Annotated in this window: 12 protein-coding genes and 1 tRNA gene; 8 read left to right on the forward strand and 5 right to left on the reverse strand. The window is 44.5% G+C overall.

The genetic code is table 11. From position 1 onward, the window contains the following. Nucleotides 1–16 precede the first annotated feature (16 nt). Entirely contained in the window at nt 17–331 is a 315-nt protein-coding gene (locus H3S83_RS06955) for an AzlD domain-containing protein (RefSeq protein ID WP_198224625.1), read from the reverse strand. Next, nucleotides 331–1,050, reverse strand: a complete 720-nt coding sequence (locus H3S83_RS06960) for an AzlC family ABC transporter permease (RefSeq protein ID WP_198224624.1) — start codon at nt 1,048–1,050, stop codon at nt 331–333. Before H3S83_RS06960 ends, H3S83_RS06955 begins: the two co-directional genes overlap by 1 nt. A gap of 156 nt (nt 1,051–1,206) precedes the next feature. Between H3S83_RS06960 and H3S83_RS06965 the strand changes: the two genes are divergently transcribed. Together H3S83_RS06965 and mfd are read left to right on the forward strand one after the other, a co-directional pair. Continuing rightward, nucleotides 1,207–1,500 (forward strand): succinate dehydrogenase assembly factor 2, encoded by a 294-nt coding sequence (locus tag H3S83_RS06965; protein ID WP_075870685.1) that lies wholly within the window; start codon nt 1,207–1,209, stop codon nt 1,498–1,500. 3 nt (nt 1,501–1,503) lie between these two features. Further along, on the forward strand, nt 1,504–5,007 hold the full coding sequence (gene mfd / locus H3S83_RS06970) for a transcription-repair coupling factor (RefSeq protein WP_198239265.1): 3,504 nt from the start codon (nt 1,504–1,506) through the stop codon (nt 5,005–5,007). A 123-nt stretch (nt 5,008–5,130) separates the two neighbouring features. Here mfd and H3S83_RS06975 read toward each other — a convergent pair whose 3' ends face one another. Together H3S83_RS06975 and H3S83_RS06980 are read right to left on the reverse strand one after the other, a co-directional pair. Further along, entirely contained in the window at nt 5,131–5,805 is a 675-nt protein-coding gene (locus H3S83_RS06975) for a DsbA family oxidoreductase (RefSeq protein ID WP_198239266.1), read from the reverse strand. A 12-nt stretch (nt 5,806–5,817) separates the two neighbouring features. Then, nucleotides 5,818–7,602 carry an extracellular solute-binding protein gene (locus tag H3S83_RS06980; RefSeq protein ID WP_246741781.1) on the reverse strand — a complete coding sequence of 595 codons (1,785 nt, stop codon included), beginning with the start codon at nt 7,600–7,602 and terminating at the stop codon, nt 5,818–5,820. 364 nt (nt 7,603–7,966) lie between these two features. On the opposite strand from H3S83_RS06980, the gene H3S83_RS06985 reads away from it, so the two are divergent. Then, a complete protein-coding gene (locus H3S83_RS06985) occupies nt 7,967–8,581 on the forward strand; it encodes an invasion associated locus B family protein (protein ID WP_077971483.1) in 615 nt (204 codons plus the stop codon). A 594-nt stretch (nt 8,582–9,175) separates the two neighbouring features. Here the strand turns inward: H3S83_RS06985 and gpt are convergent. After that, on the reverse strand, nt 9,176–9,673 hold the full coding sequence (gene gpt / locus H3S83_RS06990; RefSeq protein ID WP_078039507.1) for a xanthine phosphoribosyltransferase: 498 nt from the start codon (nt 9,671–9,673) through the stop codon (nt 9,176–9,178). A gap of 526 nt (nt 9,674–10,199) precedes the next feature. Here gpt and H3S83_RS06995 point away from each other — a divergent pair. The 5 genes from H3S83_RS06995 (at nt 10,200) to H3S83_RS07015 (ending at nt 14,738) form a co-directional block, all read left to right on the forward strand. After that, nucleotides 10,200–10,275 (forward strand) — tRNA-Lys (locus tag H3S83_RS06995). 396 nt (nt 10,276–10,671) lie between these two features. After that, complete coding sequence (locus H3S83_RS07000; RefSeq protein ID WP_246741720.1) at nt 10,672–11,808, forward strand: septal ring lytic transglycosylase RlpA family protein; 1,137 nt, start codon at nt 10,672–10,674, stop codon at nt 11,806–11,808. Between the two features lie 49 nt (nt 11,809–11,857). Next, entirely contained in the window at nt 11,858–13,024 is a 1,167-nt protein-coding gene (locus H3S83_RS07005; protein ID WP_370541342.1) for a D-alanyl-D-alanine carboxypeptidase family protein, read from the forward strand. 30 nt (nt 13,025–13,054) lie between these two features. Continuing rightward, complete coding sequence (tmk, locus tag H3S83_RS07010) at nt 13,055–13,708, forward strand: dTMP kinase (RefSeq protein WP_198232065.1); 654 nt, start codon at nt 13,055–13,057, stop codon at nt 13,706–13,708. Continuing rightward, nucleotides 13,695–14,738, forward strand: coding sequence for a DNA polymerase III subunit delta' (locus tag H3S83_RS07015; protein WP_198239267.1), 1,044 nt, complete (start codon nt 13,695–13,697; stop codon nt 14,736–14,738). The genes tmk and H3S83_RS07015 overlap by 14 nt, the downstream gene beginning before the upstream one ends. Nucleotides 14,739–14,743: the final 5 nt, after the last annotated feature.

The following is a 14,743-nucleotide window of genomic DNA, read 5'->3' on the forward strand; positions in this document are numbered from 1 at the left end:
TGAAAAAGAAATCCTGCTAAATATTTTGGAATACGAGATAAGCTAATATACTGACGACGACTGTCACAAAAAGGCTTCGTGTTAGCATACCTGCAATGAGCGAAATAATTGTGCTCAAAAGAGCGACCGAAATACCGAAACTGGTCGTTTCCGGTTTTTCAAGAATTTCAGCAACGATAATAGCAGATAGCACAGCCGCCGGAACAAAATTCAGCCAATAACGAAAGAGTCTGGGAAACGGCCTGTGAGCCAAAGCCATGATCGGCACAATTTTGATGATCGCGGTTACCGCAGTTGCTACCGCAATTCCCAATCCGATATTTTCCATCATTATATTTTGTTACTCCCCGACTTGAGAAGCATAAACATGCCAATGGTTGCCGCAATGAGGGTAGCGATAATTGACGATGGATTTGCCGCAATTATGCCGTGTGAAAAGGTAACAATTGCCATTGCAACAATAATCACAACAATATCGATTTTTTTGGTCTGGCTTGCATACCATCCAAGCAATAGAAGACCGATAAACATACCGACAAGACTGAAACTCAGGCTGTCTTTTAACCAATCGGGTAGGGATGCCGCAAATATAGTTCCGACAACTGTTGCAACAATCCAGCTTAGCCATGCTGTGATATTAAGTCCCAATAACCATGAAAACGGGAGAACATTACCGTGAGTACGTGCGTATTGTGACGCAACGCCAAAGGTTTCGTCGGTCATCAAAAAACCGCCAACTAGCTTTTCAAGCCGATTGGCGTGAGAAAAATATTGCGCCATATAGGTGTTGATTAAAAGATAACGCATATTGATGAATAATACACCTAATGCGATTTGCACCAATCCGGCACCTGTGGACGCCATTGAATAAAACAGAAATTGCGCGGAACCCGCATAGACAAATGTACTTAAACAGAAAATCTGCAATATCGTAAAGCCGGATACCGCACCAATAGCGCCGCAAGCAAAACCGATTGCCCAATATCCGAGCAAGGTCGGAATGCAGGCAACGACACCCTGTTTGAAAAGACGCCAGTGGTTTTTATCCATCGTTCAAAGACTCAATTGATATTCAACGTCTTTTGAAATGACGTCTTCATATACATGTTTACATATTTCGACTATTGTCAAACAACGAATTATTGAAAGCTGATCGCAAGCGTAATATAGAACAAATGCCCATATTGTGTTGAACCGGAGGATGTGATGACAGGCTCGAAAGTCGATAACAGTAAGCTGAATGCAAGACAACGCCGGCTTGTGTTTCGAGCATGGCATCGCGGAATCCGTGAAATGGATCTGGTCTTTGGACAATATGTCGATGCCCATATTATGAAACTTGATGAAAAAGCCATGGATGAGCTTGAATATATCATGTCCTTTGAAGACAGGGATTTATTGACCTGGGTAACAGGTGAAGTGCCTGTACCTTATGATGTGGATTCGCCGCTTTTCCGCGATATTCTGGATTACCGCACGCGCATGGATTTTAACGCTTAAGTTATGTCGATATTCAAAAAAAACTTCGCTACTGAAAATTTACCACAATATCTGAGTTTTGATGGTGTCGTCTCCGGATACGAACCATTTGCGATATATAAAATTGCGGCTGAAATCGGCGGTAAGGGGCCAATTCTGTATATCGCACGTGAAGGGCAGAAACTTGATGATTTGACGCATGCTTTAAGTTTTATCGAGCCGCAAATGCCGGTTGTTCAGCTGCCTTCATGGGATTGTCTTCCCTATGACCGTGTTTCGCCAAATCCTGCAATTTCGGCAAAGCGGATGTCAGCGCTTACAAATATTTCTGCTCTGTTAAGAAACCCTCATCCGGCAATTATCCTGACTACTGCCAATGCAATTATGCAGAAGCTGCCTCCGCGTTCCATGGTTGAAGGCCAATCGATTACGGCGAAACCAGGCCAAAGCCTCGACATGGACAAACTTGTTCATCACCTTGAGCATAATGGTTTCGAACGGGTGTCGAGCGTGCGTGAAATTGGCGACTTTGCTGTGAGAGGCGGAATTGTCGATTTGTTTGCACCGGGAAGTGATGCGCCAGTAAGACTGGATTTTTTTGGTGATACGCTTGAAACAGTACGTGCGTTTGATCCGGCAAGCCAAAGAACAACGAAAACGCTCAAAGAATTCTCGCTGGAGCCGATGAGCGAGATCACTTTAACGCCTGAATTGATTAGCAAATTCCGCACAAATTATATTAGATCTTTCGGTGCAGCCAGTCCGAATGACGCACTTTATGAAGCGATTTCGGAAGGCCGACGTTTTTCCGGAATGGAACATTGGCTACCGCTTTTTTACGATCATCTTGATACGATTTTCGATTATATTGGTGATATTCCGGTGGTGTTTGATCATCTTGCCGAAGAGGCAATGGTCGAACGTAATAAGCTTATTGAAGATTATTATCAGGCCCGCTTGGAACAACATGACCCTAAAGACTCTTCGACACCTTATAATCCGGTAAAACCGGCAGAGCTCTATCTGACGCCTGAAGATATTGCGTCATTATCTGAAAAAGTGCGACACCGGATTGACCTTACGCCGTTTAACAAACCGGAATCGTCAGGTCATCTGGTCCTTCATAGCAATGTTACGATCGGGCGGGATTTTGTTGAAGAACGCACCTCCGAAAACAAGAATTTATTTGAAAGCGTTGTCGATCATGTTGCGGAACTCCGCTCGAAGGGTCACAAGGTGCTCCTTACCGGCTGGAGTGAAGGATCGTTGGAGCGCCTGTTACAGGTGCTTGATGAACATGGTCTTAAAGGAATAGAGAAGGTTACATCTCTTCATTCCGTAAAAGTCACACCACGCGATCATATCACTGCAGCAGTAGTAACTGTGGAGCACGGATTTGTTGCCGACGATCTGGTTGTTGTTGCCGAACAGGATATATTGGGTGACCGGCTCGTGCGCTCTGCCCGTCGGCGTAAACGCAATGCCGATTTCATTTCGGATATGACCACATTGAACAGCGGTGATATTGTTGTTCACGTTGATCACGGTATTGGTCGTTTTATCGGCTTGAAGACGATTACAGCAGCCGGAGTTCCTCGAGATTGTCTGGAAATTCACTATGCCGATGAAGACCGGCTTTTTCTTCCCGTCGAAAATATCGAACTTCTTTCACGCTACGGCGGTGAGGGAACAAATGTTGTTCTTGATAAACTTGGCGGCGTTGCATGGCAGGCCAGAAAAGCAAAACTTAAAAAACGTTTGCTTGAAATCGCCGGCCATCTTATTCACATTGCGGCCGAGCGCGAGATGCGTAATGCCCCCGTTCTTGTACCTCCGACTGGTAGCTACGATGAATTTGTTGCCCGTTTCCCTTATGATGAAACGGATGACCAATTGCGCGCTATTGACGCGGTTCTTGGCGATCTTGCGGCGGGAAAACCGATGGATCGGCTGATTTGTGGTGATGTCGGATTCGGCAAGACAGAAGTTGCAATCAGAGCCGCATTTGTTGCTGCATTAAATGGTTATCAGGTTGCCGTTGTGGTACCGACAACGCTGTTGGCACGCCAGCATTATAAAACATTTCAAGCCCGCTTTCAGGGGTTGCCGGTAAAAATCGGACAAGCATCGCGGCTTGTCGGAGCCAAAGAACTTGCAGCCGTTAAAAATGGTGTGCGTGAAGGTACAATCGATATCGTTATTGGTACGCACGCACTGCTTGGGTCGACAATGCAGTTTTCACGACTTGGCTTGTTGGTTGTCGACGAGGAACAGAACTTTGGCGTTAAACAGAAAGAACGTCTGAAAGAGCTGAAAACCGATATTCATGTGCTTACCCTCTCGGCAACCCCGATTCCACGGACCTTGCAATTGGCTTTGACGGGTGTCAGGGAATTATCCCTTATTACAACGCCACCGGTTGATCGTATGGCGGTAAGAACCTTTGTTTCGCCGTTTGATCCACTGATTGTGCGCGAAACGTTGATGCGTGAACATTATCGCGGGGGCCAGAGCTTCTATGTTTGCCCGCGAATATCGGATTTGAAAGATGTTCAGGAGTTTCTCGGCAATCATGTTCCCGAACTGAAAGTTACAGCAGCTCATGGTCAAATGCCTGCAGGCCAGCTTGATGATATTATGAATGCCTTTTATGACGGGCAATATGACGTATTACTTTCAACCAGTATCGTTGAATCCGGTCTTGATATTCCTTCGGCCAATACATTGATCGTCCATCGTGCCGATATGTTCGGTCTTGCCGCTCTCTATCAATTACGTGGGCGGGTAGGGCGTTCAAAGCAGAGAGCCTATGCTTTGTTCACGCTTCCCAACCAGAAAGTTTTGACACTGGGTGCCGATCGGCGGCTGAAAGTCTTGCAATCTCTTGATAGTCTTGGAGCCGGTTTCCAGCTTGCAAGTCACGACATGGATATAAGGGGTGCTGGCAACCTTCTTGGTGAAGAACAATCAGGGCATATCAAAGAAGTCGGTTTCGAACTTTATCAACAAATGTTGGAAGAAGCGGTTGCCGAATTGAAAGACGGTACGGCTGTGAGTGAAAGCCAATGGTCACCGCAGATCTCGGTAGGGACGGCGGTTATGATACCGGATAATTATGTTCCCGACCTTCCATTGCGCCTTTCGCTTTATCGCCGGCTCGCAGAAATCGAAGATTTGGGTGATATTGATGCTTTTGGTGCCGAACTGATTGACAGGTTCGGCCCCTTGCCCGTTCCTGTACAGCACTTGCTCAAAGTCGTTTATATCAAGGCTCTATGTCGACAAGCCAATGTTGAAAAACTGGATGCCGGTCCGAAAGGCGTTGTTATCCAGTTCAGAGAAAACAACTTTGCCAATGGTGTCGGACTCATCAAATGGATTGGCGAGCAAGGAAGCATGGCCAAAATACGTCCTGACCAAAGCGTTGTCTTTATTCGTGATTGGCCGAATGCCGATCAGCGGTTGAACGGCGCTGCAACCGTCATGACCCAACTCGTAAAACTTTCAAAAGAAGGCGCAAAGAAATAGACTTTGCGTCTTCATTCGTAAGCGGTTTCAACCGTGATTTACCGGTGCTGTTGATCCCGCATTAAAATGTTTTTGAATTTTATTTAATTAAAACGACTTGTAGGATTACAACCGAACCCGATTTTATCGATCTTCACTTGCTCCTGGTTCATAGCCGTCGGCAATTTGTTCAATGGTGTCGATTAAAACCTCGGTTGGTTGCGCACCCATAACCACATATTTTTTGTCGATAATAAATGATGGCACGCCACGTACACCGATATAATAGGAATGGGCGCTGTCTTGTTTGATGGTGTCTTTATCAATGTCGGTTTCAAGCAATTTTTCGACAACGTCGAAACGCATTCCCGCGCTTTTAGCTGCGTCAACTAATACGGCATGATCACCAATATTCTGGCCTTGTTCAAAAAAACGGGAAAAAAGTTCGGCAATCAGTTTGTCCTGCATACCTGCTTTATCCTGAGAAGCCCAATAAACCACACGGTGGGCATCAAGAGAATTAGGCTCGGTTTTGATAGCAGCAAAATCGAATTCGATATCTTCCTGTTTGCCAAGGTCGAGTAATGTCCGTTCGGTTTCGTCAATTGCGTTCTGGTTGCCTAGGACTTTCTTCATATGAATTGGATAGGGAATGCCTTCTGGCTTCATATTTGGATAAAGTTGGAACGGCGTCCATGAAAGTTTTATCGTGATTTCCGGTAGTGCTGCTATTGCTTTGAAAAGTCTCTTGCGCCCAATGAAACACCAAGGGCAAACAAGATCCGAAATCATATTGATATAAATTACAGGAGAACTCACGGTATTTTTCCTTTAGCGGTGCCACCAGGCCGGCAAGCGATATCCATAAAGCGGGGTATAGGCCGGATATTCTATACGTGACCAATGTGCAACCCATTGGTCAGGTAAATGATAAAGCGGAAGATAGTAACTCCCCGAGATGAGTACACGATCAAGAGCTCTGACGGCTGCTGTAAAATCTTCATTCGAGCGGGCATCGAGCAAAGCTGAAATCATGGCGTCAATTGCCGGATCGGATGTTCCGGAAAAATTGAAACTACCTTCAAGGTCGCGCGAAGAAGAACCCCAACGATTAAGCTGCTCATTACCGGGCGAGAGCGACGCTTTTAATTTTCCGACAATCACGTCGTAGTCAAAAGAGGTTAACCGGTTTTGATATTGTGTGTCATCAACCGTTCGCACGTCTACCCCGACACCAATTCTCTCAAGCGAACGCTGATAGGCAAGTGCGATTTTTTCTTCTTCCAACGACTGGGTCATAATTTCAAAGTGAAGCGGTTGACCGTCCGGGCCAATTGCTTGCCGATTTTGCAGTTTATAACCGGCTTCTTTCAGTAACTGCCAAGCTTTTTCGGCAGAGGCCCGATCAATGCCGGAACCGTCGGTTTTTATATTATGCCATGTTCCGTCCATGACCTCGGGTAAAACAGCATCGGGGTAGGGGCTTAAAAGTTGTTTTTCTTTGTCTGACGCCGGCCGTCCCACGGCAGAAAGTGTCGACCCACACCAGAAACCTTCCGTGCGGCTATAGACATCGTTAAAGAGATTATGGTTGACCCATTCAAAGTCAAACACAAGCGAAAGTGCCTGCCTTACTTTACGATCTTTAAAAATAGGCTTTCTGGTATTGAACACGAAGCCAATCATATCGGCCGGTGTTCCTTTTTTAAAACTTTCTTTGATAACGTCGCCATGATGCACAGCCGGAAAATTGTAGGACAACCGCCAGCGGTTCGGATTGGCCGGTTCTTCAAGAAAAACGTCCAAAATCCCCTTTTTGAAAGCCTCGAAACGGGTATTGTCATTACGGAAATATTCGATCTGAACCGTATCAAAGTTGTTCAAACCGCGGTTTACTGGCAAATCTTTTCCCCAATAATTGGGGTCACGTTCGTAAATTATGCGCTCGCCTGCATCAATATGGGAGATGATATAGGGGCCGCTTCCCGGAATTGGGGTAAGACCATTTTTTTCGAAATTTTCTACGTCGATTGCATGTTTTGGAAGAACAGGCATGCTGCTTGCCAAAATAAAAGGAAATTCACGATCTTTCGAATGTGGAAATTCCATTTTTACTGTCTGCTCGTCGAGCTTTTCAATATGTTCGATGCGCTTCATATAGCGGTCGAAAGGTGGTCGTCCCTTATTTTTTAAGAGATCGACTGTAAATAAGACATCGTCTGCCGTAATTGCAGTACCGTCAGAAAATCTGGCCTTGGGATTGAGATGAAATGTGATTTCGGTACGATCGTCATTCAAAATAACGTTATCAGCAATTAAACCGTAAAGCGTAAATGGTTCATCACGCGTACGAACCATCAAACTTTCGTAAACGAGACCGCCAAATTGCTCGTCGGCAAACAAACCGCGTGCAGTTGTCCGGAAACTGCGAATAACAAAAGGATTGAGTCCGTCAAATGTACCGACCACTCCGTATGTGATCTTGCCACCTTTGGGAGCATCGGGATTGGCATAGGGAAAGTGATCGAAACCGGCACGTAAAGCGGGCGTTCCGTGCATTGCTATTCCGTTTTCGTTTGCCTGACAATTTTGCCCGAAACTCAAACAGAGAATCATAAAGAACAGACCGAGTTTATAGACAATGTTCATGTGAAACCCTTGGGAGCCGAATAATTCCGATTCGCCCAGTTTTAACCTGTCAGCGACTATTTGGGTGTGATTTATAATCAATTACAAGAAAAAATACCATTTTTAACCGTGGTTCATTAAATGGAGTGTGATTGGAAAAACACAAAGATCGGTGCAATTTATAATTTGTTCGCTTCTAACGCTGGATTTTTTGATTAATCTTGTGTAAATGCGGCTGTAAAGGAAGGAAACGTCATCCTGTTGCCCTAATTCTGCGTAGAGCTGTTATTAAAGAGGTTGATATTTACCTTTCGGGATTATTTATTTGCGCATTGAAAGGATTTGCCTGATCATGTCCCATAAAAGAACCTACGCTGCTATTTCCGCATTGGCTGGCGCTGCTGCTCTACTCGTTGCGTCACATAGCATCGCCAATGCTCAGGGCATGCCTCAGGGGTGGTATAAGGTTTGCAGCAAGCAACAGGATGTTGATGTTTGTAACACAATGAATACCGTTGTTTCCAACACCGGACAACCGCTGACGGCTGTAAATTTGGTTGAGGTCAAAGGAAAGCAGAACGAAAAGCGTATCGGTATTCAGGTACCGACAGGCCGTTTTATTCCTGAAGGCGTCCACATTCAGGTCGGTGATGGCCCTGTGAAGAAGATACCTTATGTTATCTGCAACGGCCCGAGCTGTATTGCTAATGATACATTTGATGACAAGCTCATCAATGCTATGAAGACCGGTCAGAAATTGGTGGTAACAACCATCAATTTCCGCGGCACTCCTAACCCGATTGAAATTTCGCTAGACGGTTTCAGCGCTGCCTATACCGGTCCGGGTATGCAGGAAAAAGATTTTGAAGCAGAACAGATGAAGCTCCAGAAAGCCGTTCAAGCCAAGGAAAAACAGTTTGAAGACAAAATGCGCGCCGAACAGGAAAAAGCCAAGTCCGGCAATTGATGCTTCACTCATTATTGAAATAATGAAAGGCCGCTTGCGGCCTTTTATTTTGCCTGAAAAAATAGATTATTTAACTAATAGATAACCAATTCGAGTTTGCCTCAAAGCCTCAAAGCCTCAAAGCCTCAAAGCCTCAAAGCCTCAAAGCCTCAAAGCCTCAAAGCCTCAAAGCCTCAAAGCCTCAAAGGGTGTCGAATAATCGAGTGTTTTCAGTTTGAAGGTTCGGGCATCGAGCTCCGCCGACCAATTGTTGAATTAAATAAAAAGCTCAATTGGCGAGGAAATGTGGAGTGGCAACGAAAAAGTGAAAAAGTATTTGGGGGCGGGCATGTGCTCGATTTTGTTGAGCCGATTTTGCTTCCAATTGAAAACCCGCTAACGGTTTTCTAAAAAGCCTAACTTGTTAAGAAAACAGGTTTTAAAATCGATCTGCATGTCTATTCTTCTCTGTCTGCAGCAGTTTTTTGTAAGGTACAAATAAATTAAGCTCCAGAATTCGTTTTTCTGGAGCCTATGTCGGGTCAATCCATCAAGGTGATTTGTAATACAAATCGGATTAGAAAGAGATAGGATGAATCTTTTTTTAGATTGCCATTAACCTGCATGTGAATCGGCTATCGGTTTTTGGAACGCGTATCCCATGTCCCACGGGAAATAGATCCATGTATCCTGACTGACTTCGGTCACAAAAGTGTCAACGAGTGCGCGGCCTTTCGGTTTTGCATAAACTGTTGCGAAATGGGCCTTCGGAATCATGTCACGGACGATTTTTGCTGTTTTACCCGTGTCAGTCAAATCGTCGACAACGAGAACTCCTTCTCCATCATCGACTTTGACGTTGTCGCTAATTCCCTTAAGTATCTCCATTTCCGATTGGTGTCGGTAATCGTGATAAGATGCAATACATACAGTTTCTATAAGGCGAATCCCAAGTTCACGACAGATAATAGCAGCGGGAACCAAACCGCCGCGGGTGATGGCAACCATAGAACGCCATTCCTTTTTCTGGTCAGCAATGCGCCACGCCAAGGCGCGTGCATCACGATGAAATTGATCCCAGCTTACGGGAAAAGCTTTATCCGGAAGCGACATACCAAGCTCCTAAATTTCCAAAAATTTTGATTGTGCCTTGTAATCCTTTTTTACCGTCCATATCAAGCAGTTAGCCATCAGTTATATCATTTGCCGATTAGAATCTGTGTCAGATCGGCTCGCAACCATAAAGTCACCGCAATCAGATGTTTGCGATTCGCAAGAATAGACATTGAACAAAGCGATGAACGATTGACGGTTAGAATCTGCATCGCGACAGCGAATTTACGATATGGGTTTTAATTCACCGAAACGATAAACCGGAAACCGGTTAAACCGGCTTTTTGTTCCGTTACAATAGACAATTATTGGCAATCAACGTTCGGCAGTACCGTAAAAAGTCAAACAAGATCGCGCTTTTTGGCGTTTGAGGGATCAGCAAAAATATGTATTTAGCTGGCGTACTTACGTCGGGAAAAGCAAGAATTTTTAAACGAGTTGAAAATTTTTTGCTAAAAGGTGTTGACCTGACGCGATCTCGCCCGTATGTTCCGCCCACTTTCATCAGGTAATCACCTTAGTGAAAGAGCGCGTAGCTCAGCCGGTAGAGCAACTGACTTTTAATCAGTAGGTCCAGGGTTCGAATCCCTGCGCGCTCACCAGTTCATCAAAAAGTTTGTTTTTATAAAACTGGTCTGATTTACATTCTTTTCCGGTTAACAAAATTAGTTCTTTAAATCCACCCGGTCTGGATAGGTTTCCAAATTCTTGTTTTTACGCGCTATCCGCTTGTCCGTCAGCCTCGTTTTCACATTGGTCGGTATTGCAAAATTAAGAAGGACGACCGGATTGGAAAAGCGCGTTTGTTAACGATATTTTAAGAAAGTCGGCTCACGCGCGTATACACTTCTTAAAGAATTATTAAAGATGTGTTAATCGAAACGGCATGAAATCTTATCCAACACGATAAGGCTCGGGAACGTGGGTAAATATGTCAAGGTTAATGACCGCCTCACGTCACCTTCTCTTATTGATGGTTAAATCAGACGGGTTAGTTGATGCTGTTAGAAGTTGAAAAGAATACAAAGAACAAAAGCAACGTTTTTGCTCATGGTTTTTTTGTTTCAATCGTCGCAATAATGCTTTCAGCGTGTGCCAATCATGCAAAAGAAGTAGCAGGCACAACGCCTGTCAAACCCGAAAGCAGCCAAGTCAAAGCTTATACAGTAATACCTGCTGCAAAACCGGCAACACCGCATTTGAGAAAAGCAGTACAGGCCGAAAATAGCTTCTATAAAGAAGGCAAGACCGCAAGGCCCATTGCTTATCTTTCAACATCCGAACGGGCATATAAAAAAGTAGGTCGTGCGTCATGGTATGGAGCAGCTTTCAACGGTCGTTTGACGGCGAATGGCGAGATTTATGATATGCATAATTTGACTGCGGCCCATCCGACAATGCCTCTCCCGAGTTATGCACGCGTAACAAATCTGGAAAATGGCGCTTCCATAATTGTTCGCGTCAATGATAGGGGACCTTTTGCCGCTGACCGGGTTATTGACCTCTCTAAACAAGCAGCAACAATGCTCGATTATAAAGATGACGGTTTGGCTGACGTAAAAGTGGAATATGTCGGGCGCGCTCCAATTGAGGGAAATGATAACGAGTTCCTTATGGCATCTTACAAGCCAGGCAACATAACTCCTGAGACATTGCTCGCTATGGCCGGGGTAAACTTTAATTTGCCGACAACACAGAATGCATCGGAAAATTCCAACATAGATGCTGTTCCACAATTTAATGAGCAGACGACAATTGGAACGACTTATCCGGATTTACCGGACGTTGGACCTCTTCCTGCTTTCAAGCCGGAAAACTCCCAATTGGTGGCCTTTGCTGATCAGGCGATCAAGAACTCTAAAGATGACGTTTTCAATACCGTTCTCAATCACAATGACAATTTAAAATCTGTTCCTGTTTCGAAGGACTCTTCTGCAAATAAAGCCGGAAAACCGGCCGACAAAAACAACATGAAAGAGAGCGCAAAAACAACTGTTGGAAAAGATTTTGCGAAAGTACAGGTAAAGTCGGCTGCAAGACGTGGAAAAGCAGCCGTTGGAACACCGGATGATAGTCTTGAACTGGCTTGGGCAACAGGTGTGAGTGAAGCTTTCAGTTTTGGTAGTCTCCGTTAAGCACTTGAGTGAACCGCGGGTTTGTGCTGAAAACAAATCACGGAGATCAATGATGCGCTCAACCCTTATCAAAATCTTATTGTCCATTTTTTTCGCTTTTGTAACGTCGAAATCTTTCGGTCAAAATTTTGAAGTTTCAGCCACACAAGCGATCATGATCGACGGTGAGACAGGGTCGATACTTTATCAGAAAAGCCCTCACACGAAATTTGAACCTGCATCTCTTGCCAAACTGATGACTGCGGAAGTGGTTTTTCATCTGCTCGATAGTGGCGCATTGCGTGAAGACCAGCTTTTTCACATCAGCATTAACGCATGGAGGACCGGAGGTGCACCATCGCGGACAAATACAATGTTTGCTCCGGTTAATAGTGATATAAGCGTTCTTGATTTGCTGCGCGGCATGATTATCGTAAACGGCAATGATGCGGCAATTGCTTTGGCGGAAGGTATTTCCGGCAGTGAAGAAAAATTTGCTGATCTTATGAATGAACGAGCCAAAGAATTGGGGCTGAACTCGAGCCATTTTGTAAATGCAACCGGATTACCGCAAAATGGCCAATATACCACCGCCAGCGATATTGTAAGATTATCACGATATATCGCGACGCATTATCCGAAATATTTCAAAATTTATTCCGAGCCGGAAATAACCTGGAGCAGAATTACCCAACGTAATAAAAATCCGCTTTTTGCTTTGGATATTGGTGCTCAAGGCTTTGCAAATGCCTATAGCGACAATTCAGGATTTTCTACATCTTCAGTTATCGAGAATAATAACAGACAACTTTTTCTGGTTTTAAACGGTATTAAAAAAGAAAAAGATCGGCCGACCGAAGCCGCGAAATTATTGAACTGGGGAATGAATGCATTCGAATTCAAACAGGTTTTTCCGAAAGATGTAATTGTTGGTTACGCACGTGTTTTTGGTGGCGTGAAGCCGGTTGTCCCGCTTTCTGTCAAGGAACCTGTCGACATTTTGATGAATGTCGAAAAAAAACCGGTCATATCGGCCAGGATCGTTTATCATGGACCACTGGACGCGCCTATATCGCCTAATGTTGAAGTCGGTAAATTACAAATATTGGCGAATAAAACCGTTCTTCTGGAAAAGCCGGTTTTTACTGCTGATGAAGTTCATGAGACAGGACTTGTCGGAAAAGCCAAAGATGCCTTATATGAACTGACAATCGGTTGGCTAAGAAAATATATTTGATCTGTCATAAATAATATTCAGGATTTCAAAGTGAGTGGCTATTTTTTTACATTCGAGGGTGGGGAGGGTGCTGGAAAGTCTACTCAAATCAATCTATTAGGACAATTCCTTAAACAAAAAGGTTATGACGTGGTTGTTACCCGCGAACCCGGTGGCACTGAGGGTGGCGAGGCAATAAGGCATGTCCTTCTTTCGGGAAGCGCTTTAAAAGCCGGTAAGCTTTTTGAGGCCACACTTTTTGCCGCCGCACGCATTGATCATGTGAACGAAGTCATCGAACCGGCATTAAAAGAAGGAAAAATTGTCTTGTGTGACCGGTTCATTGATTCGACCAGAGTTTATCAGGGGGCAAATGGCGAGAATATCAATCAATATCTCGAGATACTCGAGAAATCGGCAATTCATGGGCATATGCCCGATATCACTTTTATACTGGATTTACCGGCAAAAGCGGGTATGGAAAGGGCAAATAAGCGGCGTGGAAAGGCCGTAAAAGTGGACCGTTTTGAAAAAGACGCTCTTGCAGTTCAAGAAGCGCGTCGGCAAGCCTTCCTCAAAATAGCGGAAGCAGAACCGCAAAGATGTTATGTTATCGATGCAACCCGGGATATTAATGACATCGCGAAAAAAATAGAAAATATAACTTTGCTTTTTTTGGACAGGAAAAAAGATGCCAGAACTTGAAACGCCAAGACAATATGATGACATTGATGGCGTTATCCGTCCTTCGCAAAACACACATATTTTTGGCCACAACAGCGTAATAAGCTCGCTCGGCAATATGCGCAAAGAGGGGCGTCTCCATCACGCCCTGTTGTTTGAAGGCCCGCTTGGTATCGGAAAGGCAACATTAGCTTACCATCTGGCATGGAATATTCTTTCCTCGGCTTCCGGAGATTTTATAGCACCCGATGATAGCTCGCCGATTTGGCGGCAAATTGCTCAAGGCAGTCATCCTTCCGTTATCCATATTTCAAGGCGATATGACAACAAAACAGAACGCTTCAATACCGGTATAACGATTGACGATATAAGAGAAATCAACCGGTTTTTAGGTCAAACCTCCTATAATGGTGGCTGGCGAGTCGTGATCATCGATACCGCTGACGATATGAATAGGGCTGCCGCAAACGGCGTTTTGAAAACCCTTGAAGAACCACCGGAAAAAACGCTTTTTATTCTTATATCGAATTCGTCGGGACGTTTATTACCGACAATCCGTTCGCGCTGTCATCTCGTCAAATTTCGTCCACTTGATTACGATAATATGGAAAAAGCGCTCCACCATATTCTGGTAAACCAGTTACCACAGACATCTGAATTGGACGCAATCATAGCAGAATCCGAGGGAAGTGTCAGAAAAGCAGCTCTATTGATATGTTATGGCGGAATGGAAATTATCCGCGTTCAACGAGAAATATTGAATGGGTCGGTCTTTGATGTCGTTAAAGCTCAGACAATTGCGCAAGCCTTATCGGGGCGCGACGCTATCATTCAATTTCACCAGTTTTGCGATAATTTGCTTTCTATTATCTCATCAAAAGCGATGAATGCAGGGCTTGGCGGGAATTCGTTGCTAAGTAACCGCTATGCCGATGCTTGGAAGAATATTGCTGACGAGGTCGCAAAAACAGAAGCATTTAATCTGGATAAAAAACAATTTGTGATTAATGTTCTTTATAAACTTCATAAATTGATTGCGGAAGATGTCTGACTATT

The organism is Bartonella sp. W8122 (assembly GCF_016102485.1).
Classification (GTDB): Bacteria; Pseudomonadota; Alphaproteobacteria; order Rhizobiales; family Rhizobiaceae; genus Bartonella; species Bartonella apihabitans.

Excerpts from the sequence above, each read along its gene's own strand:
- H3S83_RS06955 (WP_198224625.1), bottom strand. The coding sequence starts at position 331 with ATGATGGAAAATATCGGATTGGGAATTGCGGTAGCAACTGCGGTAACC.
- H3S83_RS06960 (WP_198224624.1), bottom strand. The coding sequence starts at position 1,050 with ATGGATAAAAACCACTGGCGTCTTTTCAAACAGGGTGTCGTTGCCTGC.
- H3S83_RS06965 (WP_075870685.1), top strand. The coding sequence starts at position 1,207 with ATGACAGGCTCGAAAGTCGATAACAGTAAGCTGAATGCAAGACAACGC.
- mfd (WP_198239265.1), top strand. The coding sequence starts at position 1,504 with ATGTCGATATTCAAAAAAAACTTCGCTACTGAAAATTTACCACAATAT.
- H3S83_RS06980 (WP_246741781.1), bottom strand. The coding sequence starts at position 7,602 with ATGATTCTCTGTTTGAGTTTCGGGCAAAATTGTCAGGCAAACGAAAAC.
- H3S83_RS06985 (WP_077971483.1), top strand. The coding sequence starts at position 7,967 with ATGTCCCATAAAAGAACCTACGCTGCTATTTCCGCATTGGCTGGCGCT.
- gpt (WP_078039507.1), bottom strand. The coding sequence starts at position 9,673 with ATGTCGCTTCCGGATAAAGCTTTTCCCGTAAGCTGGGATCAATTTCAT.
- H3S83_RS07000 (WP_246741720.1), top strand. The coding sequence starts at position 10,672 with ATGCTGTTAGAAGTTGAAAAGAATACAAAGAACAAAAGCAACGTTTTT.
- H3S83_RS07005 (WP_370541342.1), top strand. The coding sequence starts at position 11,858 with ATGATGCGCTCAACCCTTATCAAAATCTTATTGTCCATTTTTTTCGCT.
- H3S83_RS07015 (WP_198239267.1), top strand. The coding sequence starts at position 13,695 with ATGCCAGAACTTGAAACGCCAAGACAATATGATGACATTGATGGCGTT.